Origin of the sequence: Microbacterium testaceum, from assembly GCF_003075375.1 — a bacterium.
GTDB classification, from domain to species: Bacteria; Actinomycetota; Actinomycetes; order Actinomycetales; family Microbacteriaceae; genus Microbacterium; species Microbacterium testaceum_E.
In genome coordinates this window covers 112,914-133,135 of the sequence record NZ_QDFT01000005.1, presented here as the reverse complement: position 1 = coordinate 133,135, position 20,222 = coordinate 112,914, and the positions used below count along the sequence as shown (strand labels likewise).

The following is a 20,222-nucleotide window of genomic DNA, read 5'->3' as shown; positions in this document are numbered from 1 at the left end:
GTGCAGGTTCGGGCCGGACCCGGGAGCGTGCTCGCCGCGCGTGCCGAACCCGCCGCGCGGGCCGAACCCGACGCGGGGATCGAACGGGCCGCGGGGGCCGAAGCCGCGGGGGCCGCGAGCGGAACCGCGTCCGCGGGGACCGCGACGATCGTCGACGTCGAGCTTCTCGGCGAGCAGGTCGAGCGTCCGGGCGAGCGACTCGAGGTCCGCGGTGGGGATGCCGTCGAGCAGCCCCGCGCGTTCGGTCTGGACGCGATCGAGCATCGCGCGGCCCGCATCGGTGAGGCGCCACTCGTCGCGGTCGCGCTCGATGAGGCCCAGGGTGACCAGGGCGTCGAGGCGCTTGCCGCCACGGGTGAGACGGTCGGCGAGCCCGTGGGCATCCACTCGGCCGTCGATGGCGCCGAGCAGGCGAACCGCCTTGGGGTGGAGGGCGCCGTCGCGCGACTGCTCGTGCAGACGGTGGTGAAGAGCGTGTCCGATTGTTGTGAGCCGGCGAGCGATGTCGCCGGGGTCAGGGGAAGAGATGTTCATGAGGTGTCCTTTCGCGGCGGGGGATCCGCCGATGCTTGTCATCTGACAACAGATGTACTGTGACATGTAATGCAAATGCTTGTCAAGCGACATGTAAAATCTCGGACATGGCCACCGACCCCGCCGACGACATCGCCGCAGCCCTCGCGCGGCTGCGGGGGCGGCGACCCCGCCCGCCCTTCGCGCCCGAGATCCCGCACCACACCCATCGCGGTCACGGCGGACATGGCGGCCCGCCCTGGGCCGACCCGTCGCACGGGCGCTTCGGGGGTCCCGCCCGGCTGCGCATGCTGGACGCGCTAACCGCGGCATCCGGAGTCCTGTCCGTGAGCGGCATCGCCGAGGCCGTCGGAGTCGATCAGCCCCGCGCGTCGCGCCTGGTGCAGCAGGCCGTGCAACTGGGCCTGGTCGTGCGCGAGCCCGACCCCGACGACGCCCGCCGCACGCGCGTGCGACTGACCCCCGAGGGCGAGGGTCTCGTCTCGGGTGTCCGGGGCAGGAGGCGGGATGCCGTGCGCTCCGCCCTGGAGTCGTTCAGCGCCGAGGAGAGCCGCGAGTTCGCGCGCCTGCTCGGCAAATTCGCGGACGCCTGGCCCCGCGACTGACGCCTGGCCCCGCGCCGGTCCCGTAACCGACGCCGGGCCGCGCGCCAGGCGCCGGTCCCCGCGGCGAGCGCCGGATCAGCGGATGACGGCGGCCTCGGCCTTGACCGGCAGCAGCAGGACCAGTCCCGCGAGCAGGATCGCGACGATGCCCAGGATGCCTAGGCGCGTGTCGCCGGTGAGGCCGACGAAGAGGGCGAACAGGCCGGGCGCGAGGAACGACACCGCGCGCCCCGTCGTGGCGTAGAGGCCGAAGATCTCGCCCTCGCGGCCCTCGGGAGCCATCCGCGCGAGGAAGGACCGGCTGGCCGATTGCACCGGGCCGACGAACAGGCCCAGGCTGAGGCCCGCGATCCAGAACAGCGGCACGGAGGTGCCGATGACGAGGATGACGCCACCCATCACGATCAGACCGATCAGCGAGGCGACGATGACCCGTTTCGGACCGAAGCGGTCGTCGAGGCGGCCCGCGAAGATCGTGCTGATGCCGGCGACCACGTTCGCGGCCACCGCGAAGTAGAGCACCTGTGTCGAGGTGAAGCCGAACACCTGCGCGGCGATGATCGCGCCGAACGTGAAGACGCCGGTCAGTCCGTCGCGGAACACGGCGCTCGCGATGAGGAACAGCAGCACCGGACGGCTGTCGCGCCAGAGGGAGCGCAGCGTGCCCCACAGCACCGCGTAGGAGCGGAAGAAGCCGACCCGCACCCGACGGCGTTGTGCCGGGATCTCGGGCACGCGCAGCAGGACCGGTATGGCGAACACGCCGAACCACACCGCCGACGCCAGGACCGCGAGGCGGATGTTCAGACCGCCCTCTTTGGTCACGGCGAGAAGGCCACCGGCATCCGGATCCCCGAAGCTCTGGATGAAGAGCACCAGCAGCAGAAGCAGCAGCACGATGCCGCCGACATAGCCCATGCCCCAACCGAAGCCCGAGACGCGGCCGATGTTCTGCCGCGTCGACACCTGCGAGAGCATCGCGTAGTAGTTGACGCTGGCGAACTCGAAGAAGACGTTGCCGACCGCGATGAGCGCCGCACCCAGGACGAGGTATGACGGTGTCGCCTCGACGAAGACCATGGCCGCCATCGCCAGCACGACCAGCCCCGTGTTCACCCCGAGCCACAGTTTCCGTCGCCCGCTGCCGTCGGAGCGCTGCCCCAGCACGGGGGCCACGAGAGCCACCACGATGCCGGCGATCATCAGCGCGATTCCCACGAGGCTGGCGTTGTCGGCGAGGGCCCGGACGAGTGCCGGGTTCTTGTCGTCCCCTCCGGCGGCGGTGACGATCGCGGGGTCGACGAAGAGCTGACTCGCCAGGTACGTGCTGAAGACGAAGGTCGTGACGACGGCGTTGAACGCGGCCGAACCCCAGTCCCAGAGGGCCCACGCGAGCACGGGGCGACGATCGACGGCGGAGGCGGGGGCGGTGCCGGGGGAAGGCATGTCGGTCACGGTAGAGCCCTTCGGTGAACGCCAGGTTGGCCGACGCGGACGGGTGCGCCGACGACGGCGCGCGGGTTCAGGCTAGACCCCGGCTCTCGCTCACAGGCGGAGGAGACTACCGTGGAGTCATGGCATCCGAAACCCCCGTCCCCTCCGCCGAGGCGGACACCACTCCCGAAAAGCTCACTTTCGCCGATCTGGGACTGGATGCCGCTGTGCTCAAGGCCCTCAAGGACGTCGGCTACGAGACCCCCTCGGCCATCCAGGCCGCCACGATCCCCGTGCTCCTGCAGGGCCGCGACGTCGTGGGCCTGGCGCAGACCGGAACCGGCAAGACCGCGGCGTTCGCGCTGCCGGTGCTGTCGCAGATGGAGACCGGCCACAAGAACCCCCAGGCGCTCGTGCTCGCGCCCACGCGCGAGCTCGCGCTGCAGGTGTGCGAGGCATTCGAGAAGTACGCCGCCCACATCAAGGGCGTCTCGGTGCTGCCCGTCTACGGCGGACAGGGCTACGGCCAGCAGCTGTCGGCCCTGCGCCGCGGCGTCGACGTCATCGTCGGCACCCCCGGTCGCATCATGGACCACCTCGACAAGGGCACGCTCGACCTGAGCGAGCTGAAGTTCCTCGTGCTCGACGAGGCCGACGAGATGCTCAAGATGGGCTTCGCCGAGGACGTCGAGACGATCCTCGCCGACACCCCCTCGACCAAGCAGGTCGCGCTGTTCTCGGCGACCATGCCCGCGCAGATCCGCCGCATCTCGGCGCAGTACCTGAACGACCCCGAAGAGATCACGGTCAAGACCAAGACCACGACCTCGGCGAACATCACCCAGCGCTACCTCGTGGTGTCGTACCAGCAGAAGATCGACGCGCTCACCCGCATCCTCGAGGTCGAGAACTTCGAGGGCATGATCGTCTTCACGCGCACGAAGAACGAGACCGAGACGGTCGCCGAGAAGCTGCGTGCCCGCGGGTACACGGCCGCCGCCATCAACGGCGACATCGCCCAGGTGCAGCGCGAGCGCACGGTCAACCAGCTCAAGTCCGGCAAGCTCGACATCCTCGTCGCCACCGACGTCGCCGCGCGCGGTCTCGACGTCGAGCGCATCAGCCACGTCGTCAACTACGACCTGCCCATCGACACCGAGTCGTACGTGCACCGCATCGGCCGCACCGGTCGCGCCGGCCGCACGGGCGACGCGATCAGCTTCGTCACGCCGCGCGAGCGCCGCATGCTCACCGCCATCGAGAAGGCTACGCGTCAGCCGCTGACCGAGATGTCGCTGCCGAGCGTCGACGACGTCAACGCCACGCGCCTCACCCGCTTCGACGACGCGATCACCGCCGCGCTCGAGAACACCGCGGCGATCGCGACCTTCCGCGACGTCGTGGCGCACTACGTCGAGCACCACGACGTGCCCGAGGCCGACGTGGCCGCCGCCCTCGCGGTGGTCGCCCAGGGCGATACGCCGCTGCTGCTCGAGGAAGAGACGATCCCGCAGCAGCGGTTCGACCGCGACCGCGATCGTCCCGCCCGCGACGGCGCCGACCGGGGCGACCGTCGCAGTGGCGGCGGGCGCTTCGCGACCTACCGCATCGCCGTCGGCCGCCGCCAGCGCGTCGAGCCGCGCCAGATCGTGGGCGCCCTGGCGAACGAGGGCGGCCTGCGCCGCAACGACTTCGGGGCGATCCAGATCCGTCAGGACTTCTCGCTGGTCGAGCTTCCGGCCGATCTGTCGAACGACACCATCAACCGCCTCGCCGACACCCGCATCTCGGGCCAGCTCATCGAGCTGCGCCTCGACCAGGGCGGGCGCTCGGCCAAGCGCAGCGACCGGCCGCAGCGCCGCGATCGCGATCGCGACTGAGTCCCGGCATCCCTTCGACGCCCCCGCCGACCTTCGGGTCGCGGGGGCGTCGTCGTCGCCGCCGACCTTCGTGGCGCGGGGGAGTCGCCGCTGCGCGCGGTGCGATGGGTGTTCGGGGCGCGTTTCCACGTTCGGGGCGTGAATGTCGCGCCCCGACCCGAGGAATGCGCCCCGAACCGGGCCAGCGCGGGATGCCGTGGCCCGGTGCCGCGCGATGCGCCGCCTCGGGAGCGGCTCGCCGTCGACGCGGGACTCCGGCGGCCCGGTGGGCCGGGGCGCGTTCGCCCGGTGGGCTCGCGTTCGGGGCGTATGCGTGCGGTTGGGGCGTGTCTCGCGCGTCCCGAACGACCGGATGCGCCCCGAACCCCGGGGGACTAGGGCGTCGCGCCAGCGCGCCAGCACGGCTTCGACCCGGCCGGCACGGCTCGGTCGCCCGCCGAGGCGGCATCCCGAAGTTGAGCCAATTCATATCAAGTCGCCTTGACCTCTCCCGGGCCGTTCGATAACCTTGAGTCATCGCGGCTCAACCCGCGAAGAGACTTTCCTCAGAACCCCGAGTGCGGCATCGGCCGCGCTCACAAGCAAGGAGACACATATGCCCCGTGCAGTGGGAATCGACCTCGGTACGACCAACTCCGTCGTGAGCGTGCTCGAGGGTGGCGAGCCCAAGGTCATCGCCAACGCCGAGGGTTTCCGGACGACCCCCTCGGTCGTCGCGTACACCAAGGACGGCGAGGTGCTCGTCGGCGAGACCGCCAAGCGCCAGGCCGTCACCAACGTCGACCGCACCATCTCGAGCGTCAAGCGCCACATGGGCACCACGTGGAGCTTCGACGTCGACGGCAAGAAGTGGACGCCGCAGGAGATCTCGGCCCGCATCCTGCAGAAGCTCAAGCGCGACGCCGAGGAGTACCTGGGCGACAGCGTGACCGACGCCGTCATCACGGTCCCCGCGTACTTCAACGACGCCGAGCGTCAGGCCACCAAAGAGGCCGGCGAGATCTCGGGCCTGAACGTCCTGCGCATCATCAACGAGCCCACCGCCGCGGCTCTCGCGTACGGCCTCGACAAGGGTAAAGAGGATGAGCTCATCCTGGTCTTCGACCTCGGTGGCGGTACCTTCGACGTCTCGCTGCTCGAGGTGGGCAAGGACGACGACTTCTCCACCATCCAGGTGCGCGCCACCTCGGGCGACAACCGCCTCGGTGGAGACGACTGGGACCAGCGCGTCGTCGACTACCTGATCAAGCAGTTCAAGGACACCACCGGTGTCGACGTCTCGGGTGACAAGATCGCCCTCCAGCGTCTGAAGGAAGCGGCCGAGCAGGCCAAGAAGGAGCTGTCGAGCTCGACCTCGACCTCGATCAACCTGCCCTACCTGTCGCTCACCGACTCGGGCCCCGTCTCGCTCAGCGAGACCCTCACCCGCGCCAAGTTCGAGGACCTCACCAAGGACCTCCTCGACCGCACCCGCAAGCCCTTCTCGGACGTCATCCGCGAGGCCGGCGTCAAGGTCGACGACATCGCCCACGTGGTGCTCGTCGGTGGCTCGACCCGCATGCCCGCGGTCGCCGAGCTGGTCAAGAAGGAGACGGGTAAGGATGCCAACAAGGGCGTCAACCCCGACGAGGTCGTGGCCGTGGGCGCAGCCCTGCAGGCCGGTGTCCTCAAGGGCGAGCGCAAGGACGTCCTGCTCATCGACGTCACGCCCCTGAGCCTCGGCATCGAGACCAAGGGCGGCATCATGACCAAGCTGATCGAGCGCAACACGGCCATCCCGACCAAGCGCAGCGAGACCTTCACCACCGCCGACGACAACCAGCCGTCGGTCGCGATCCAGGTCTTCCAGGGCGAGCGCGAGTTCACCCGCGACAACAAGCCGCTCGGCACCTTCGAGCTCACCGGCATCGCCCCGGCTCCCCGTGGCATCCCGCAGGTCGAGGTCACCTTCGACATCGACGCGAACGGCATCGTCCACGTGTCGGCGAAGGACAAGGGCACCGGCAAGGAGCAGTCGATGACCATCACCGGCGGCTCGTCGCTGCCCAAGGAGGACATCGAGCGCATGGTGCGCGAGGCCGAGGAGAACGCGGCCGAGGACAAGAAGCGCCGCGAGTCCGCCGAGACCCGGAACCAGGCCGAGACCCTGTCGTACTCGATCGAGAAGCTCATCAAAGAGAACGACGACAAGCTCCCCGCCGAGGTCAAGACCGAGGTGCAGGGCGATGTCGACGCGCTCAAGACGGCGCTCGCCGGTGACGACGACGACGCGGTCAAGACCGCGTTCGACAAGCTGAACGCCAGCCAGGGCAAGCTGGGCGAGGCCATCTACGCCTCGTCGCAGGCCGCGGGAGAGCCGGCCGACCCGAACGTGGGTCAGCCCGGCAACGGCGAGACGCCGAACCCCGAGGAAGACGTCATCGACGCCGAGGTCGTCGACGACGAGAACCCCGACGAGGAGAAGTAAGCAGAGAACATGGCACACAAGGACGACGAACAGCCCACGGGCTCGGGCGCCGGTCCTGACGAGACGGGGCCGGAGGAGAACACCTCCGGCCCCGCGCCGTCGGGAGACCAGACCCCGGATGCCGAGGGACTGACCATCGACGACATCCTGGGCGCCGAGCAGACGCCCGAGGCGGCCGCAGAGGGGGCGTCCTCCGACAAGGAGGCCTCGCTGCTGATCGACCTCAAGCGCCTGCAGGCCGAGTACGCCAACTACCGTCGGCGCACCGAGGAGCAGCGCGAGCGCGAGATCGAGCGCGCCAAGGGCGAGGCCGTCAAGGGCCTGCTGCCCGTCATGGACGACCTCGACCGCGCGGCCAAGCACGGCGACCTCGTCGAGGGCACCCCCCTCGCCGCGATCGGCGACAAGGTCCGCGCCGTGGCCGAGCGACTCGGCGTGGTGTCGTACGGCGCCGTCGGCGACGTCTTCGACCCGCAGCAGCACGAGGCGATCTTCCAGGCCCCGACGCCCGGTGCGACCGAGACGACGATCCTCGAGGTCGTCGAGGTCGGTTACCGCCTGGGCTCGGTCGAGCTGCGACCGGCCAAGGTCGTCGTCGCCGTCCCGGCCTAAGAGGAGGACCCATGGCGAGTCAGGACTGGTTCGACAAGGACTTCTACAAGGTCCTCGGTGTCGACAAGAGCGTCAGCGCTGCCGATCTGAAGAAGACGTACCGCAAGCTCGCGCGCCAGTACCACCCCGACTCGAACCCGGGTGACGCGAAGGCCGAGGCGAAGTTCAAAGAGATCAGCGAGGCGTACTCGGTTCTCAACGACCCCGAGCAGCGCGAGGAGTACGACCAGATCCGGGCCATGGGCTCGGGGGCGCGCTTCTCGGCTCCCGGGGCCGGGGGCGGGGGCGGCTTCGACGACGTGTTCAGCCGCTTCGGTCAGGGTCGGCAGGCCCCGTCGGGCGGGTTCGACGACTTCTTCTCGATGTTCGACCAGCAGGGCGGCGGGGGCTTCGGCTCCGGTCGCTTCGGGCAGACGACGGGGGGATTCCGGGGCTTCGGCGGTCCGCAGAAGGGCGCCGACGTCACGGCGCGGACGACGATCGACTTCGTCACCGCGGCCAAGGGCGAGACCATCACCCTCCAGGGCGAGGACAACGTGCCCTTCAAGGTGAAGATCCCCGCCGGCGTCTCGGACGGGCAGAAGATCCGCCTGCGGGGCCGGGGACGGAAGTCCCCCGACGGCGGCGAGAGCGGCGACATCGTCGTGACGGTCGCGGTGCGTCCTCACCCGGTGTTCAGTCGCGACGGCCTCAACCTGCGTGTGACGGTCCCCGTGACCTTCACCGAGGCGGCGCTCGGGGCGACGATCGAGGTCCCCACCCTCGGCGGCGATGCGGTAAGGCTGCGCGTCGCCCCGGGCACGCCGTCGGGCCGCGTGCTGCGCGTCAAGGGACGCGGCATCGAGACGACCAAGGGCCACGGCGATCTGCTCGCCGAGGTGCAGGTCGCCGTTCCCGCCCACCTCGACGACGCCGCGCGCGAGGCCCTCGAGCGCTTCCAGGCGCTGGAACCGAAAGAGAACCCTCGCGCCGACCTGATGTCGAAGGCGCGGTAAACCCACGCGCGTCGCCGGGGTTCCCGGCATCCGGTGAGAAAGGATGCCGGGAACCCGGTGACGCGACCGGCGCGACGAGAGAGGTGAAGACGTGTCCGAGAGAGAGATCGACGAAGACGCCCCGATCTTCGCCATCGCCGCCGCCGCGGAACTGTCGAACATGCACCCGCAGACCCTGCGGCAGTACGACCGGTTGGGACTCGTCGTCCCCGCCCGGACGCAGGGCGGGTCGCGCCGGTACTCCAGCCGTCACGTGCAGCAGCTGCGCGAGGTGGCGCGTCTGTCGGGCGAGGGGATGAGCCTTCCGGCGATCGCGCGGCTGCTCGCCCTCGAGGAGCGCGTGCACGAGCTCGCCCGGCGGGTGAACGACCTCGAGCGCCAGCTCTCGGCCGAGCGGCAGTCGCGCCCCGGGGCGCGTGTCTTCGCGGCCGGGGCGACCGGCTCGGTCGTGACGCTGCGCCACGGTGCGCGCGTGCGCCGCGCGACCGACATCGTGCTCTGGCGTCCGCTGGGCCCGCACGACTGACCGCCCGCGCGCGGCACCTGCGCCGTGCTCAGGCCGGGTCGATGCGCAGCACCGTCGGCGCCTCGCCCACCTGCAGGTCGTCGACGACGCGCAGCGTGCGGGCGATGTCGTCCACCGCACCGATCACGGTGCCGAAGCGCTCGCGGTCGGCGCACACGGCGGTGACGGTGACGAAGTGCGACCCGGTGTCCCACGTGTAGGTCGCGAACGGCGGCGTCTTCGGATCGGTGGGGAGGGGCATCGCGAGCTTCTCGCCGACGCCGAGATGCGGGTTGCGGAACGACTCCGTGTCGTCGTACTCCATCGGCATCATCGCGCGAGCGGCGCGCATCTGCGGCGTCGCCTCTTGCAGTTGCGCCATGACGACCAGCAGTTCGGGGTCGCTCTTCCACACCCACACCAGCACGCGCCCGCCGGCCCGGAGGATGAGCAGCGGAGCCGCCTGGCTGAGGATCCACGCGAAGGCCCCGCCGCCGGGTCGCGGGGCGACTCCGGTGGCCTTCGTGGCTTGGCTCAGCAGCATGCCGATGGCGGCCTTGCGATGGCGGCGCCCGCGGAATCCGAGGGAGCCCGTGACAGGCACCCAGAGGTCGGCGGGGGCGTCGGCCTGCAATCGGGACATGCCCCACAGCCTACGAGCCGGTCCGGGGGAGCGGGATGCCGGGGCCCCGCGTTCGCGATGAGAGAACGCTCCCACGCGCCGGGGGGTCGCCGGTGTCGGAGGTTAGTGCCAGGCTGAATCCTGCGGTCATCCCGGCCGCGGTCGAACTCCTCGGAGGGCCTCGTGCTCGGCAGACTCCTCATCCGCTACCTCTCGCGCTACCGCTGGTTGCTGGTCGCCATCCTCCTGTTCCAGACCGCGTCCGCGGTCGCGACGCTGTACCTCCCGCGTCTCAACGCCGACATCATCAACCTCGGTGTCGCGCGCGGCGACACCGGGTACATCTGGTCGCGGGGCGGCCTCATGCTCGTCATCTCGCTGGGGCAGATCGTGGCATCCGTCATCGCGACGTACTTCGCCGCGCGTGCGGCGATGTCGGCGGGGCGCGACGTCCGCCGCGACGTGTTCGAGCGCGTGAGCGGATTCTCCGAACGCGAGCTGTCGCAGTTCGGCGCGGGCTCGCTCATCACGCGCAACACCAACGACGTCCAGCAGGTGCAGATGCTCGCCATGATGGGCGCGACCATGCTCGTCAGTGCGCCCCTGCTCGCCATCGGCGGCGTCATCATGGCGCTCCAGCAGGACGTCGGGCTGAGCTGGCTGATCGCCGTCGCCGTACCGTTGCTCGTGGTCATCGCCGGTCTGATCATCGCCCGCATGGTCCCGCTGTTCCGCAGCTACCAGACCAAGCTCGACGCTGTGAACCGCGTGATGCGCGAGCAGCTCACCGGGGTGCGCGTCGTGCGCGCCTTCGTGCGCGAGCGCATCGAAGAAGAGCGGTTCCGCGAGGCGAACACCGACATCCTCGTGGTCGGCCGCAAGGTCGGCTCCCTCTTCGTGCTGCTGTTCCCGCTGGCGATGCTCGTGCTCAACGTCACGGTCGTCGGCGTGATCTGGTTCGGGGGGATCCAGGTGGATGCCGGTGGGGTCGAGATCGGAACGCTGTTCGCCTTCATCCAGTACGTCGCGCAGATCCTCGGCGGCGTGCTCATGGCGAGCTTCATGACGGTGATGATCCCGCGCGCCGCCGTGTCGGCCGAGCGCATCGGAGAAGTGCTCGACAGCCACTCCACCCTCACCCGCCCGCAGAACCCGGTGGCACAGCTTCCGGCGCCGGGCACGGTCGAGTTCGACGACGTGTCGTTCGCGTACCCGGGTGCCGAGTCGCCCGTCGTCTCGGGGATCGGTTTCACGGCCCGGCCCGGTGAGACCGTCGCGATCGTCGGCTCCACCGGGGCCGGCAAGACGACGCTCGTCTCACTCATCCCGCGGCTCTTCGACGTCACGGCCGGCGCGGTGCGCGTCGGCGGCGTCGACGTGCGCGAGGCCGATCTCGACGTGCTGTGGAAGGGCATCGGGCTCGTGCCCCAGCGGCCGTTCCTCTTCAGCGGCACCGTGGCGTCCAACCTGCGGTTCGGTCGCGAAGAAGCCACCGACGACGAGCTCTGGCGCGCCCTCGAGATCGCCCAGGGTCGCGACTTCGTCGAAGCGATGGACGGTCGACTCGAGGCGCGGATCGCGCAGGGCGGCACCAACGTCTCGGGCGGCCAGCGCCAGCGCCTGGCGATCGCACGCGCGATCGTTCATCGCCCCGCGGTGCTCGTCTTCGACGATTCGTTCTCGGCCCTCGATCTCAGCACCGACGCGCGTCTACGTCAGGCCCTGTGGAAGGAGTTGCCGGACGTCACCAAGATCGTCGTCGCCCAGCGCGTGTCGACCATCACCGGCGCCGATCGAATCGTCGTGCTCGAAGACGGCCGCATGGCCGGCGTCGGCACGCACGACGAGCTGCTGGCGACCAGCAGCACCTATCGCGAGATCGTCGAGTCGCAGCTGGGAGTCGAGGCATGAGCACCACCGACACGCTCACCGAAGAGGATCGCGCCGAGCTCGAACTCGCCGAGCAGGCCCGGGTCAACTCGGGCAGCTGGGACAGCGTCGCCCCGGGCAAGGCCGCGAACTTCGGCGCGAGCTTCCGCCGGCTGATCGGGCTGCTACGGCCCTACGCCTGGGCCTTCGGCCTGGTGTCGCTCGCGGGCGCGCTCGGCGTCGTCCTCGCCGTGCTCGCGCCCAAGGTGCTGGGCGAGGCGACCAACATCATCTTCGAGGGCGTCGTCTCGAAGGGTCTCGCCGAGCAGTTCCCCGCGGGCACCTCGCAGGCGCAGGTCGTCGAGGCGCTGCGCGCGGCGGGCCAGAACGACGTCGCCAACATCGTCGGGGCCATGAACACCTTCGCCGTCGGCGCGGGCGTCGACTTCGACGCGCTCCGGGGGGTGGTGGTGACCGTGCTGGCGATCTACGTCGGCTCGTCGCTGCTGTCGTGGATCCAGGGGTACGTCATCAACGTCATCATGGTCCGCACCATGTGGCGCCTGCGCGAAGACGTCGAGGCCAAGATCAACCGCCTGCCGCTGTCGTACTTCGACCGGGTGCAGCGCGGCGAGCTCATCTCGCGCGTCACCAACGACATCGACAACATCACGCAGACGATGCAGCAGTCGCTCTCGAGCGCCCTGACCTCGGTGCTCACCGTGGTGGGCGTGCTGATCATGATGTTCACCATCTCGTGGCAGCTCGCCCTCGTCGCGCTCGTCTCGCTGCCGCTCATGGCCGTGATCTTCGGCGTCATCGGCCCGCAGTCGCAGAAGGCCTTCGGCGAGCAGTGGAAGAAGGTCGGCCGCCTCAACGCGCGCGTCGAGGAGTCGTTCTCGGGTCACGCCCTGGTCAAGGTGTACGGCCGCGAGAAGGATGCGCGCGAGAAGTTCGAGATCGAGAACGAGGAGCTGTTCCAGGCCAGCTTCAAGGCCCAGTTCCTCTCCGGCATGATCATGCCGGGCATGATGTTCGTCGGAAACCTCACCTACGTCGGTATCGCGGTGCTCGGCGGGCTCATGGTGGCGGGCGGGCAGATCCGCCTCGGAGACGTCCAAGCGTTCATCCAGTACTCGCAGCAGTTCACCCAGCCGCTGTCGCAGCTGGGCGGCATGGCCGCTGTCGTGCAGTCGGGTTCCGCCTCGGCCGAGCGGGTGTTCGCGCTGCTCGACGCCGACGAGCAAGAGACGGATGCCGCCGACGCTCCCGCCCACGTCGACGGTCGGGGCGTCATCGAGTTCGAGAACGTGCGCTTCGCGTACACCCCCGAACGCCCGCTCATCACCGACCTGTCGTTCCGCGTCGAGCCCGGACAGACCGTCGCCATCGTCGGTCCGACGGGAGCGGGCAAGACGACGTTGGTCAACCTGATCATGCGGTTCTACGAGCTCGACGGCGGCCGGATCCTTCTCGACGGGCAGGACATCGCGGACCTGCGCCGCGACGACGTGCGCTCGCGCACCGGAATGGTGCTGCAGGACCCGTGGCTGTTCGCCGGGACGATCCGCGAGAACATCCGCTACGGCCGCGACAGCGCCACCGACGATGAGATCGTCGCCGCGGCCGTCGCCACCCGCGTCGACCAGTTCGTGCACTCGCTGCCCGAGGGTTACGACACCGTGCTCGACGAGGACGCCGCGAACGTCTCGGCGGGAGAGAAACAGCTCATCACCATCGCCCGGGCCTTCGTTGCTCAGCCGTCGGTGCTGATCCTCGACGAGGCCACCTCGTCCGTCGACACCCGCACAGAACTCCTGCTGCAGCAGGCGATGGCGGCGCTGCGCGAGGGGCGGACGTCGTTCGTGATCGCGCACCGGCTCTCGACCATCCGCGACGCCGATCTGATCCTCGTGATGGAGCACGGCGACATCGTCGAGAAGGGATCGCACGACGAACTCATCGCCGCCGAGGGGGCGTACTACCGGCTGTACCGTTCCCAGTTCGAGCAGGCGGCGTCCGACCTCGACCCGGCCGAGGCAGAGACGCCGCTCGAGGGAGGGTCGCGGCACGCGCCGGCCTCGGACGACGCCGAGGTGGTCTCGGCGTTCGCGGCGGCGGCATCCGAGGTGCCGGCGGCGGCGGGCATCGACGGCCCGCCACGTCCCGCGCAGGGAGCGCCGGTCGGCGACGGGCGGTCCTGAGGGGGCGGGTGGTTCCGTACGGTTTCACCCTGTGAGCGGCCCCCGGGGCGTGGAAATGCGCTCGGGTACAGTGGACGGGCGCATGACCCGCACCGCGCGAACCGCCCGCCGCACAGATAGGCCTCACCACACGTGACCACTCCTGCGACGCCCGCCGACTCGTCCGCCCCCGCTTCGGCGGACGCCGCCCCGGCTTCTCGCGAGACGCCCACCGCCGCTGACCGCCCGCTCCGGATTCTCATCGGCGCCGACACCTTCCTCCCGCACGTCAACGGGGCCGCCCGCTTCGCCGAGCGTCTCGCCGCGGGTCTTGTCGCGCGCGGCCACGACGTGCACGTCGCCGCCCCCAGCGTCGGACACGGCAACGCCGGCACCGCGATCGAGACGATCGAGGGGCAACCGATGATGCTGCACCGGCTGCCGGCCTTCCGCTTCCTCCCGCACGACTGGATCACCTACGTCCTGCCGTGGCGGGCGAAGCACTACGCCCGCATCCTGCTCGACGAGATCAAGCCCGATGTCGTCCACATCCAGTCGCACATCATCATCGGCCGCGGTCTCGCACGCGAGGCGCGCAAGCGCGGCATCCCGGTGGTCGCGACCAACCACGTGATGGCCGAGAACATCCTCGACTTCACGACGCTCCCCGACTGGCTCGATCGCATCTTCGTCAAACTCGCGTGGGCCGACGCCGAGCGCACGTTCAAGCTCACGCGCGCCGTCACGACACCGACGCGCAAGGCAGCGGACTTCCTCGAATCGACGATCGACATCGACGGCGTCATCCCGATCTCGTGCGGGATCGATCGGTCGAACTACCGCCCCGATCTCACCCCGCGCGATGCCAACCGCATCCTCTTCGTCGGGCGCCTGACGACCGAGAAGCACATCGACGTCGTCCTGCGCGCCCTGTCCCAGCTCGACCCGGCCCTCGACGTCACGTTCGACATCGTCGGCGGCGGCGACCAGCGCGCGAAGCTCGAGACCCTCGCGCAGCAGCTCGGGGTCGCGGGTCGTGTCACCTTCCACGGGCACGCGTCGGACGACGACCTGCGCGATCTGTACTCGCGCGCGAGCGTCTTCGCGATCGCCTCGATCGCCGAGCTGCAGTCCATCGCCACGATGGAGGCGATGGCATCCGGTCTTCCGATCGTGGCCGCGAACGCCGTGGCGCTGCCCCACCTCGTCCACGACGGCGAGAACGGCTACCTGTTCGAGCCGGGCGACGCGGACGAGCTCGCCGCGCGGCTGACCGACGTCCTCACCGCGTCGGCCGACGACCGTCGACGCATGCAGCAGGCCTCGCTCGACGCGGTCGCGGCGCACGACATCACCCGCACGCTCGACACCTTCGAGGCGCTGTACCGCGGTCGTCCGCTGCCGGAGTAGTCGCGTGCACGTGGTGATGTTCGCCGACCAGCACCTCGAGTCGCTCGGCGGCGCGCAGGTGTCGATGCGGCTGCAGAAGCGGTTCCTCGAGCGCGCCGGACACGTCGTCACGGTCGTGGCCCCGCGCCTGCACCGCCCCGCGACGCATGACCCGGCATACCTCGACCTGCCCTCGATCGCCCTCACCCCCGACCGCGAGTACGCCCTGACCTGGCCCGGCGCGCGCACGGACCGGTTCCTGGATGCCGAGATGGGGGCCCGTCTGCCCGTCGACGTCGTGCACGTGCAGGCGGATTTCTGGGGCGCCTTCATCGGCCATCGTTACGCCGCCCGTCACGGTCTGCCGGTCGTGCACACCATGCACAACCGCGTCGACGTGGGTATCGAGGCGACGGCGCCGTTCCCCGGGCTCGTCCTGCGCGTGCTGAACGCGTGGGCGCGGCGGGCGCTGCCGCGTGTTGGCTCGGCCCCGGTGCTCCCGCGCGGCGTGCCCGGCGGCTCGGCCGGCGTGCTCCCGCGCGACGGCTCAGCCTCGGCGCTCCCGCGCGGCGTGCGCGGCGGCGCCGGATCTCGGAGAAACGCGCGAAACTCGGACTTTTCGCGCTCATCCATCCGAGATCGGCGCGAAAGTCCGAGTTCGGCGACGGCGTCCGACCGCGCGACGGTGTCGGACCGCGCGACGGCGTCCGACCGCGCGGGGGACGGCTGGGCGTTCCTTCGTCAGCTGGCCCGCCTCTCGCGCGCGGTGACCGCACCGTCGGGCCACTTCGCCCGCCGCCTCGAGGCGCACGGCGTCGCCGAGAAGGTCGACGTGATCTGGAACGGGATCGACGACGATGTGCTCGACGCGGCCCTGAGCGCCGAAACGTCGACGCGCCGGCCGGGCCGGCCGCGCTTCATCTGGCTCGGACGCATGAGCCCCGAGAAGCGCCTGCTGCCCTTCCTCGAGGCGGTGGTCGCCTCGGGCATCGACGCCGAGGTCGAGATCGTCGGCGGAGGGGCCCAGCTGCGCGCCGCGCGCCGACTCGTCGAGCGGTCGACGCCGACGGCGACGGTGACTTTCGCGGGGCGGCTCGCCTATGCCGAGACCCTCCGCCGCCTGGCCGACGCCGACGCGGTCGTGCAGACCTCGATCGGCTTCGAGACGCAGGGCATGACGGTCTTCGAGGCGGCCTCGCTCGGCACGCCCGCGGTGGTCAGCGATCCGGACATCGCCGCCGAGCTGGGCGCGGGCACGTGGACGGTCACGGATGCCACGATCCCCGCCCTCGCAGAGGCGCTGCGCCGCGCGGCATCCGACATCTCCGCCGGCACCCCGGTCGCCCCCGACCCGACGATCGCCGAGCGGTTCCGCCAGTCCTCCCGCACGGCGGCGATGATCGCGGTGTACGAGCGAGCCGTGGCCGCAGGCCGCTGACCGGTCTCCGTTCCCGCGACGGGTCGCCCCCCGGACGGGTCGCCGTTCGGTGACGGGTCGGGCGTCCCCTCTGGCGCCGGACACAGCGGCGGGTTGTTGCGGCGACGCGCCGGGTGGTGGTGTGCGTGGGGCGGTGTGTCGTGGCATCCGCCCGCCGTTGTGCACGCCGGCGGTCGGTCGTCCCGGCGAGGGGTGCTGTCCCGGTGACGGACCGGCCGTTCCGGTGACGGGCCGGCCTTCCCGGCGGCGCCGGACACAGCGGCGGGTTGTTGCGGCGACGCGCCGGGTGGTGGTGTGCGTGGGGCGGTGTGTCGTGGCATCCGCCCGCCGTTGTGCACGCCGGCGGTCGGTCGTCCCGGTGAGGGGTGCTGTCCCGGTGATGGGCCGGCCGTTCCGGTGACGGGCCGGCCTTTCCGGCGGCGCCGGACACAGCGGCGGGTTGTTGCGGCGACGCGCCGGGTGGTGGCGTGCGTGGGGCGGTGTGTCGTGGCATCCGCCCGCCGTTGTGCACGCCGACGGTCGGTCGTTCCGGTGAGGGGTGCTGTCCCGGTGACGGACCGGCCGTTCCGGTGACGGGCCGGCCTTTCCGGGGGCGCTGGACACAGCGGCGGGTTGTTGCGGCGACGCGCCGGGTGGTGGTGTGCGTGGGGCGGTGTGTCGTGGCATTCGCCCGCCGTTGTGCACGCCGGGTGCCGGTCGCGCGGGACCCTGCGGTCACGCCAGACGGCTGCCGGTCGGGCAGGAGATCGGCGTCGTGGCCGGAGGCGTCGCCGCGCGCGGCGTGGGGAGGGTGCGCGGCGTGGGATGGGCCTCGGGTCTCGCCGCGCGCGGCGAGGGGAGGGCGCCGGGCGACGCCGCGGCCGCAGGCTCCGCGCGCTCGCGTAGCAGCGTGCGGGTCGGCGCGGGCTCCGCGCGCTCGCGCGGGGGCGTGCGGGTCGGGTCGGACGGAATGCGGCCGTAGCCGTCGGTGCGGATGAGCCAGGCGGTGGCGACGACGGCGGCGAGACACAGGATGCCGAGGGCGATGAGGTAAGCCATGGCAGAAAAGCTATGCGCGTGCGATTCATGCCGACGAGTGGCATGATGGACACCGTTCGTTCTCTTTCTGCCACACCGGAGGTAGGCATGCGCTCGGTCGCCGTCGTCGTCCAGCCGGGGTTCGCCCCGTTCGAGTTCGGTCTCGCGTGCGAGGCCTTCGGCCTGGATCGCAGTGACGACGGCATCCCGAACTTCGACTTCCGCATCGTGGCGCCCGAGCCCGGTGCCGTGCCGTCGAACATCGGCTTCTCGATCAACGTCGAGGACGGTCTCGAAGCGGCCGCCGACGTCGACATCCTGGTGCTCGCGCCGATCCCCCGGGCGCAGTGGGGGCGGGTCGACGAGCGCGTGCTCGAGGTGGTCCGCGCCGCGCACGCGCGCGGTGCCTGGTTGCTGAGCGTGTGCAGCGGGGCGTTCGTCGTCGCGGCGGCGGGCGTGCTCGACGGCAAGCGGGCGACCACGCACTGGCGCTACGCCGACGAGATGGCGCGGATGCACCCGCGCATCGAGGTCGACCCCGACGTGCTCTACGTGCAGTCCGGCAACATCATCACGAGCGCCGGGACCGCCGCGGGACTCGACGCCTGCCTGCACCTGCTGCGACAGGAACTGGGCTCCGAGCTGGCGAACCGCATCGCGCGTCGCATGGTCGTGGCCCCCCAGCGCGACGGGGGGCAGGCGCAGTTCATCGCCTCGCCGCTGCCGGTCGACACCTCGCTGTCGCTGGCGCCGGTGACGGAATGGATGCTGCAGAACCTGGATGCCGAACTCTCGGTCGATCGGCTCGCGGCGCGCGCGCACATGTCACCGCGCACGTTCGCCCGGCGCTTCAAGGCGGACCTGGGCGCGACTCCCGCGGCCTGGCTCGCGCGGCAGCGCCTGCTGCACGCCCAGCGCCTGCTCGAAGAGACCGACCTCGGCCTCGACCGGATCGCCGCCGAGTGCGGGTTCGGGTCGGCGGCGGTGCTGCGGCAGAACTTCGCCCGCACGATGGGCCTGACGCCGACCGCGTACCGCTCCCGATTCTCGTGCGCCGGGGAAGCGGCATCCGCTCCCGCCTCCGAGGCGGTCCCGGCCTGACGGGCGCGGGGCGTCGCCGGGTGCGGTGCCGTCCCCGACCCCGCGCGGCAGCGGTGCACGCGGAACGGCCCCGCCCGAAAGGGGGCGGGGCCGTTCGCGGGGGCGTCAGGACGCGGGGGTGAAGAACGGGTTCGACGGCGCGGTGCGCGCGGCGAGCACATCCTCGGTGGCGGGCAGCGAGCGGGCGCCGTTGCGGATCGCCTCGCGTGCGGCCTGACGGTTGTTGCGGTAGATCTGCTCTGCGTCGGTTGCGGCCGGGTTGACCCACACCGCGGCGATGACCGCGTGCGTGTCGGCCCAGTCGGCGGGGATCTCGCCGTCGGCGACGGCATCGGCGATCCCGGATGCCACCCCCGCCTGCGCCGGACCCCAGATCAGCAGCCCGTGGGCATCGCTCTCGGGCGCCGACTTGGTGACGAAGAGGGTCAGCGGCTTGACGGGCAGAGACGGACGCAGCACCGCGACGAACGGTACATGTCCCGCGCTCGGCGTCGCGAGGGCAGTGGCCCACGCGGTGCCGGCGGGACCGTCGCGGTGCCCGAGCACCGTGTTGATGTGGGCGGCGTGCGCCCCCTCTCCGACGAAGCTCTCACCGATCTGCACGTCGACGGCCATCAGATGAGACCCTGCTCCGTGAGCCAGTCGGTGGCGACGTCCTCGGGGTCCTCGCCGTCGACGTCGACGAGGGCGTTGAGCTTCTGCATCTCCTCGGTGGTCAGCAGCGGCGAGATCTCGGCGATCACGTCGGCGATCGCGGGGTACTCGTCGAGGGTCGACTGCTTCATGGTGAAGGCGCCCTGGTAGACGGGGAAGAACTCCTTGTCGTCCTCGAGCACGACGAGATCGAGCGCGGGGATGCGACCGTCGGTCTGGAAGACCTCGCCGAAGTTGCAGTCATCGCCCTTCTGGGTCGCGGTGTAGATGACGCCGGTGTCGAGCAGGGCGACATTGGAGTCGGGCACGTTCAGGCCGTAGGCGGTCTTGAGGCCGGGCCAGCCGTCGTCGCGCGTGGAGAACTCGCTCTCGATGCAGAAGGTCTGCTCGTCGGCGGGGAGCTTGGCGACGTCGGACAGCGTCTTGACCCCGAGTTCCTCGGCCTTGTCGGCGCGGATCGCGAAGGCGTAGGTGTTGTTCAGCGGGGCCGGGTCGAGCCAGGCGATGCCCTTGGCGGCATCCGCTTCTTTGGTGGCGTCGAACTGCGCCTCGGCGCCGGCGACCGGGGCCGTGTTGCCGTTGTACGTGATCCACGACGTTCCGGTGTACTCCCAGTACCCGAGGAACTCGTCATTCTCGAGGGCCTGACGCACGTTGGCCGAGCCGACGAGCTTGGTGTTGGCCTCGACATCGGCGCCGCGGGCGTTGAGCAGCTGCGTGGTGATGTGGGCCAGGATGTACTGCTCGGAGAAGTCCTTCGAGCCGATCTGACCCGTGAGTCCGGCGAGTTCGTCGCTCCCGCCCGCGGCGGAGCCGGAGCCGGAGGAGCCGCCCGAACAGGCGGTGAGGGCGAAAACGCCGAGGGCCGCGACGGCGGTCAGCGAGAGAAGCGGACGACGCTTCATTGTGTCTCCTTG

General features: G+C 70.7%; 17 protein-coding genes. 11 read left to right on the top strand and 6 right to left on the bottom strand.

Translation table 11 applies throughout. The features are described 5' to 3' along the window. The coding region (locus tag DC432_RS03580) for a MarR family winged helix-turn-helix transcriptional regulator (RefSeq protein WP_431739672.1) at nucleotides 1-534 on the bottom strand (534 nt) is incomplete at its 3' end. A gap of 107 nt (nucleotides 535-641) precedes the next feature. Here DC432_RS03580 and DC432_RS03575 point away from each other — a divergent pair. Beyond that, nucleotides 642-1,139, top strand: coding sequence for a MarR family winged helix-turn-helix transcriptional regulator (locus DC432_RS03575; protein ID WP_116536712.1), 498 nt, complete (start codon nucleotides 642-644; stop codon nucleotides 1,137-1,139). A 75-nt stretch (nucleotides 1,140-1,214) separates the two neighbouring features. On the opposite strand, the gene DC432_RS03570 is transcribed toward DC432_RS03575, so the two are convergent. Next, nucleotides 1,215-2,585, bottom strand: coding sequence for an MFS transporter (locus tag DC432_RS03570; RefSeq protein ID WP_116536722.1), 1,371 nt, complete (start codon nucleotides 2,583-2,585; stop codon nucleotides 1,215-1,217). A 128-nt stretch (nucleotides 2,586-2,713) separates the two neighbouring features. Between DC432_RS03570 and DC432_RS03565 the strand changes: the two genes are divergently transcribed. From DC432_RS03565 to DC432_RS03545, 5 genes are all read left to right on the top strand, one after another. Then, nucleotides 2,714-4,453 (top strand): DEAD/DEAH box helicase, encoded by a 1,740-nt coding sequence (locus DC432_RS03565; protein WP_116536711.1) that lies wholly within the window; start codon nucleotides 2,714-2,716, stop codon nucleotides 4,451-4,453. 595 nt (nucleotides 4,454-5,048) lie between these two features. Beyond that, entirely contained in the window at nucleotides 5,049-6,920 is a 1,872-nt protein-coding gene (gene dnaK / locus DC432_RS03560; RefSeq protein WP_116536710.1) for a molecular chaperone DnaK, read from the top strand. Nucleotides 6,921-6,929: 9 nt separating this feature from the next. Continuing rightward, nucleotides 6,930-7,532: a nucleotide exchange factor GrpE gene (locus DC432_RS03555; RefSeq protein ID WP_116536709.1), complete on the top strand. Its 603-nt coding sequence runs from the start codon at nucleotides 6,930-6,932 to the stop codon at nucleotides 7,530-7,532. A gap of 11 nt (nucleotides 7,533-7,543) precedes the next feature. Then, nucleotides 7,544-8,527 carry a DnaJ C-terminal domain-containing protein gene (locus DC432_RS03550; RefSeq protein WP_116536708.1) on the top strand — a complete coding sequence of 328 codons (984 nt, stop codon included), beginning with the start codon at nucleotides 7,544-7,546 and terminating at the stop codon, nucleotides 8,525-8,527. A 91-nt stretch (nucleotides 8,528-8,618) separates the two neighbouring features. Beyond that, the gene (locus tag DC432_RS03545; protein WP_108317995.1) at nucleotides 8,619-9,053 is read left to right on the top strand and encodes a heat shock protein transcriptional repressor HspR; all 435 of its coding nucleotides are present in this window, start codon (nucleotides 8,619-8,621) and stop codon (nucleotides 9,051-9,053) included. A gap of 28 nt (nucleotides 9,054-9,081) precedes the next feature. On the opposite strand, the gene DC432_RS03540 is transcribed toward DC432_RS03545, so the two are convergent. Next, a complete protein-coding gene (locus DC432_RS03540; protein WP_116536707.1) occupies nucleotides 9,082-9,675 on the bottom strand; it encodes a hypothetical protein in 594 nt (197 codons plus the stop codon). Between the two features lie 162 nt (nucleotides 9,676-9,837). On the opposite strand from DC432_RS03540, the gene DC432_RS03535 reads away from it, so the two are divergent. From DC432_RS03535 to DC432_RS03520, 4 genes are all read left to right on the top strand, one after another. Beyond that, nucleotides 9,838-11,565: an ABC transporter ATP-binding protein gene (locus tag DC432_RS03535; protein ID WP_116536706.1), complete on the top strand. Its 1,728-nt coding sequence runs from the start codon at nucleotides 9,838-9,840 to the stop codon at nucleotides 11,563-11,565. Continuing rightward, nucleotides 11,562-13,727: an ABC transporter ATP-binding protein gene (locus DC432_RS03530; RefSeq protein ID WP_243393013.1), complete on the top strand. Its 2,166-nt coding sequence runs from the start codon at nucleotides 11,562-11,564 to the stop codon at nucleotides 13,725-13,727. Before DC432_RS03535 ends, DC432_RS03530 begins: the two co-directional genes overlap by 4 nt. A 132-nt stretch (nucleotides 13,728-13,859) precedes the next feature. Next, on the top strand, nucleotides 13,860-15,116 hold the full coding sequence (locus tag DC432_RS03525) for a glycosyltransferase (RefSeq protein WP_116536705.1): 1,257 nt from the start codon (nucleotides 13,860-13,862) through the stop codon (nucleotides 15,114-15,116). A 4-nt stretch (nucleotides 15,117-15,120) separates the two neighbouring features. Then, nucleotides 15,121-16,533, top strand: a complete 1,413-nt coding sequence (locus DC432_RS03520) for a glycosyltransferase (protein ID WP_116536704.1) — start codon at nucleotides 15,121-15,123, stop codon at nucleotides 16,531-16,533. A 714-nt stretch (nucleotides 16,534-17,247) separates the two neighbouring features. Here the strand turns inward: DC432_RS03520 and DC432_RS03515 are convergent. Continuing rightward, on the bottom strand, nucleotides 17,248-17,571 hold the full coding sequence (locus DC432_RS03515; RefSeq protein WP_116536703.1) for a hypothetical protein: 324 nt from the start codon (nucleotides 17,569-17,571) through the stop codon (nucleotides 17,248-17,250). 87 nt (nucleotides 17,572-17,658) lie between these two features. On the opposite strand from DC432_RS03515, the gene DC432_RS03510 reads away from it, so the two are divergent. After that, entirely contained in the window at nucleotides 17,659-18,651 is a 993-nt protein-coding gene (locus tag DC432_RS03510; RefSeq protein ID WP_116536702.1) for a GlxA family transcriptional regulator, read from the top strand. Nucleotides 18,652-18,756: 105 nt separating this feature from the next. On the opposite strand, the gene fae is transcribed toward DC432_RS03510, so the two are convergent. Continuing rightward, on the bottom strand, nucleotides 18,757-19,266 hold the full coding sequence (fae, locus tag DC432_RS03505; protein WP_116536701.1) for a formaldehyde-activating enzyme: 510 nt from the start codon (nucleotides 19,264-19,266) through the stop codon (nucleotides 18,757-18,759). Then, a complete protein-coding gene (locus DC432_RS03500) occupies nucleotides 19,266-20,210 on the bottom strand; it encodes a glycine betaine ABC transporter substrate-binding protein (RefSeq protein ID WP_116536700.1) in 945 nt (314 codons plus the stop codon). The genes fae and DC432_RS03500 overlap by 1 nt, the downstream gene beginning before the upstream one ends. Between the last annotated feature and the right edge of the window lie 12 nt (nucleotides 20,211-20,222).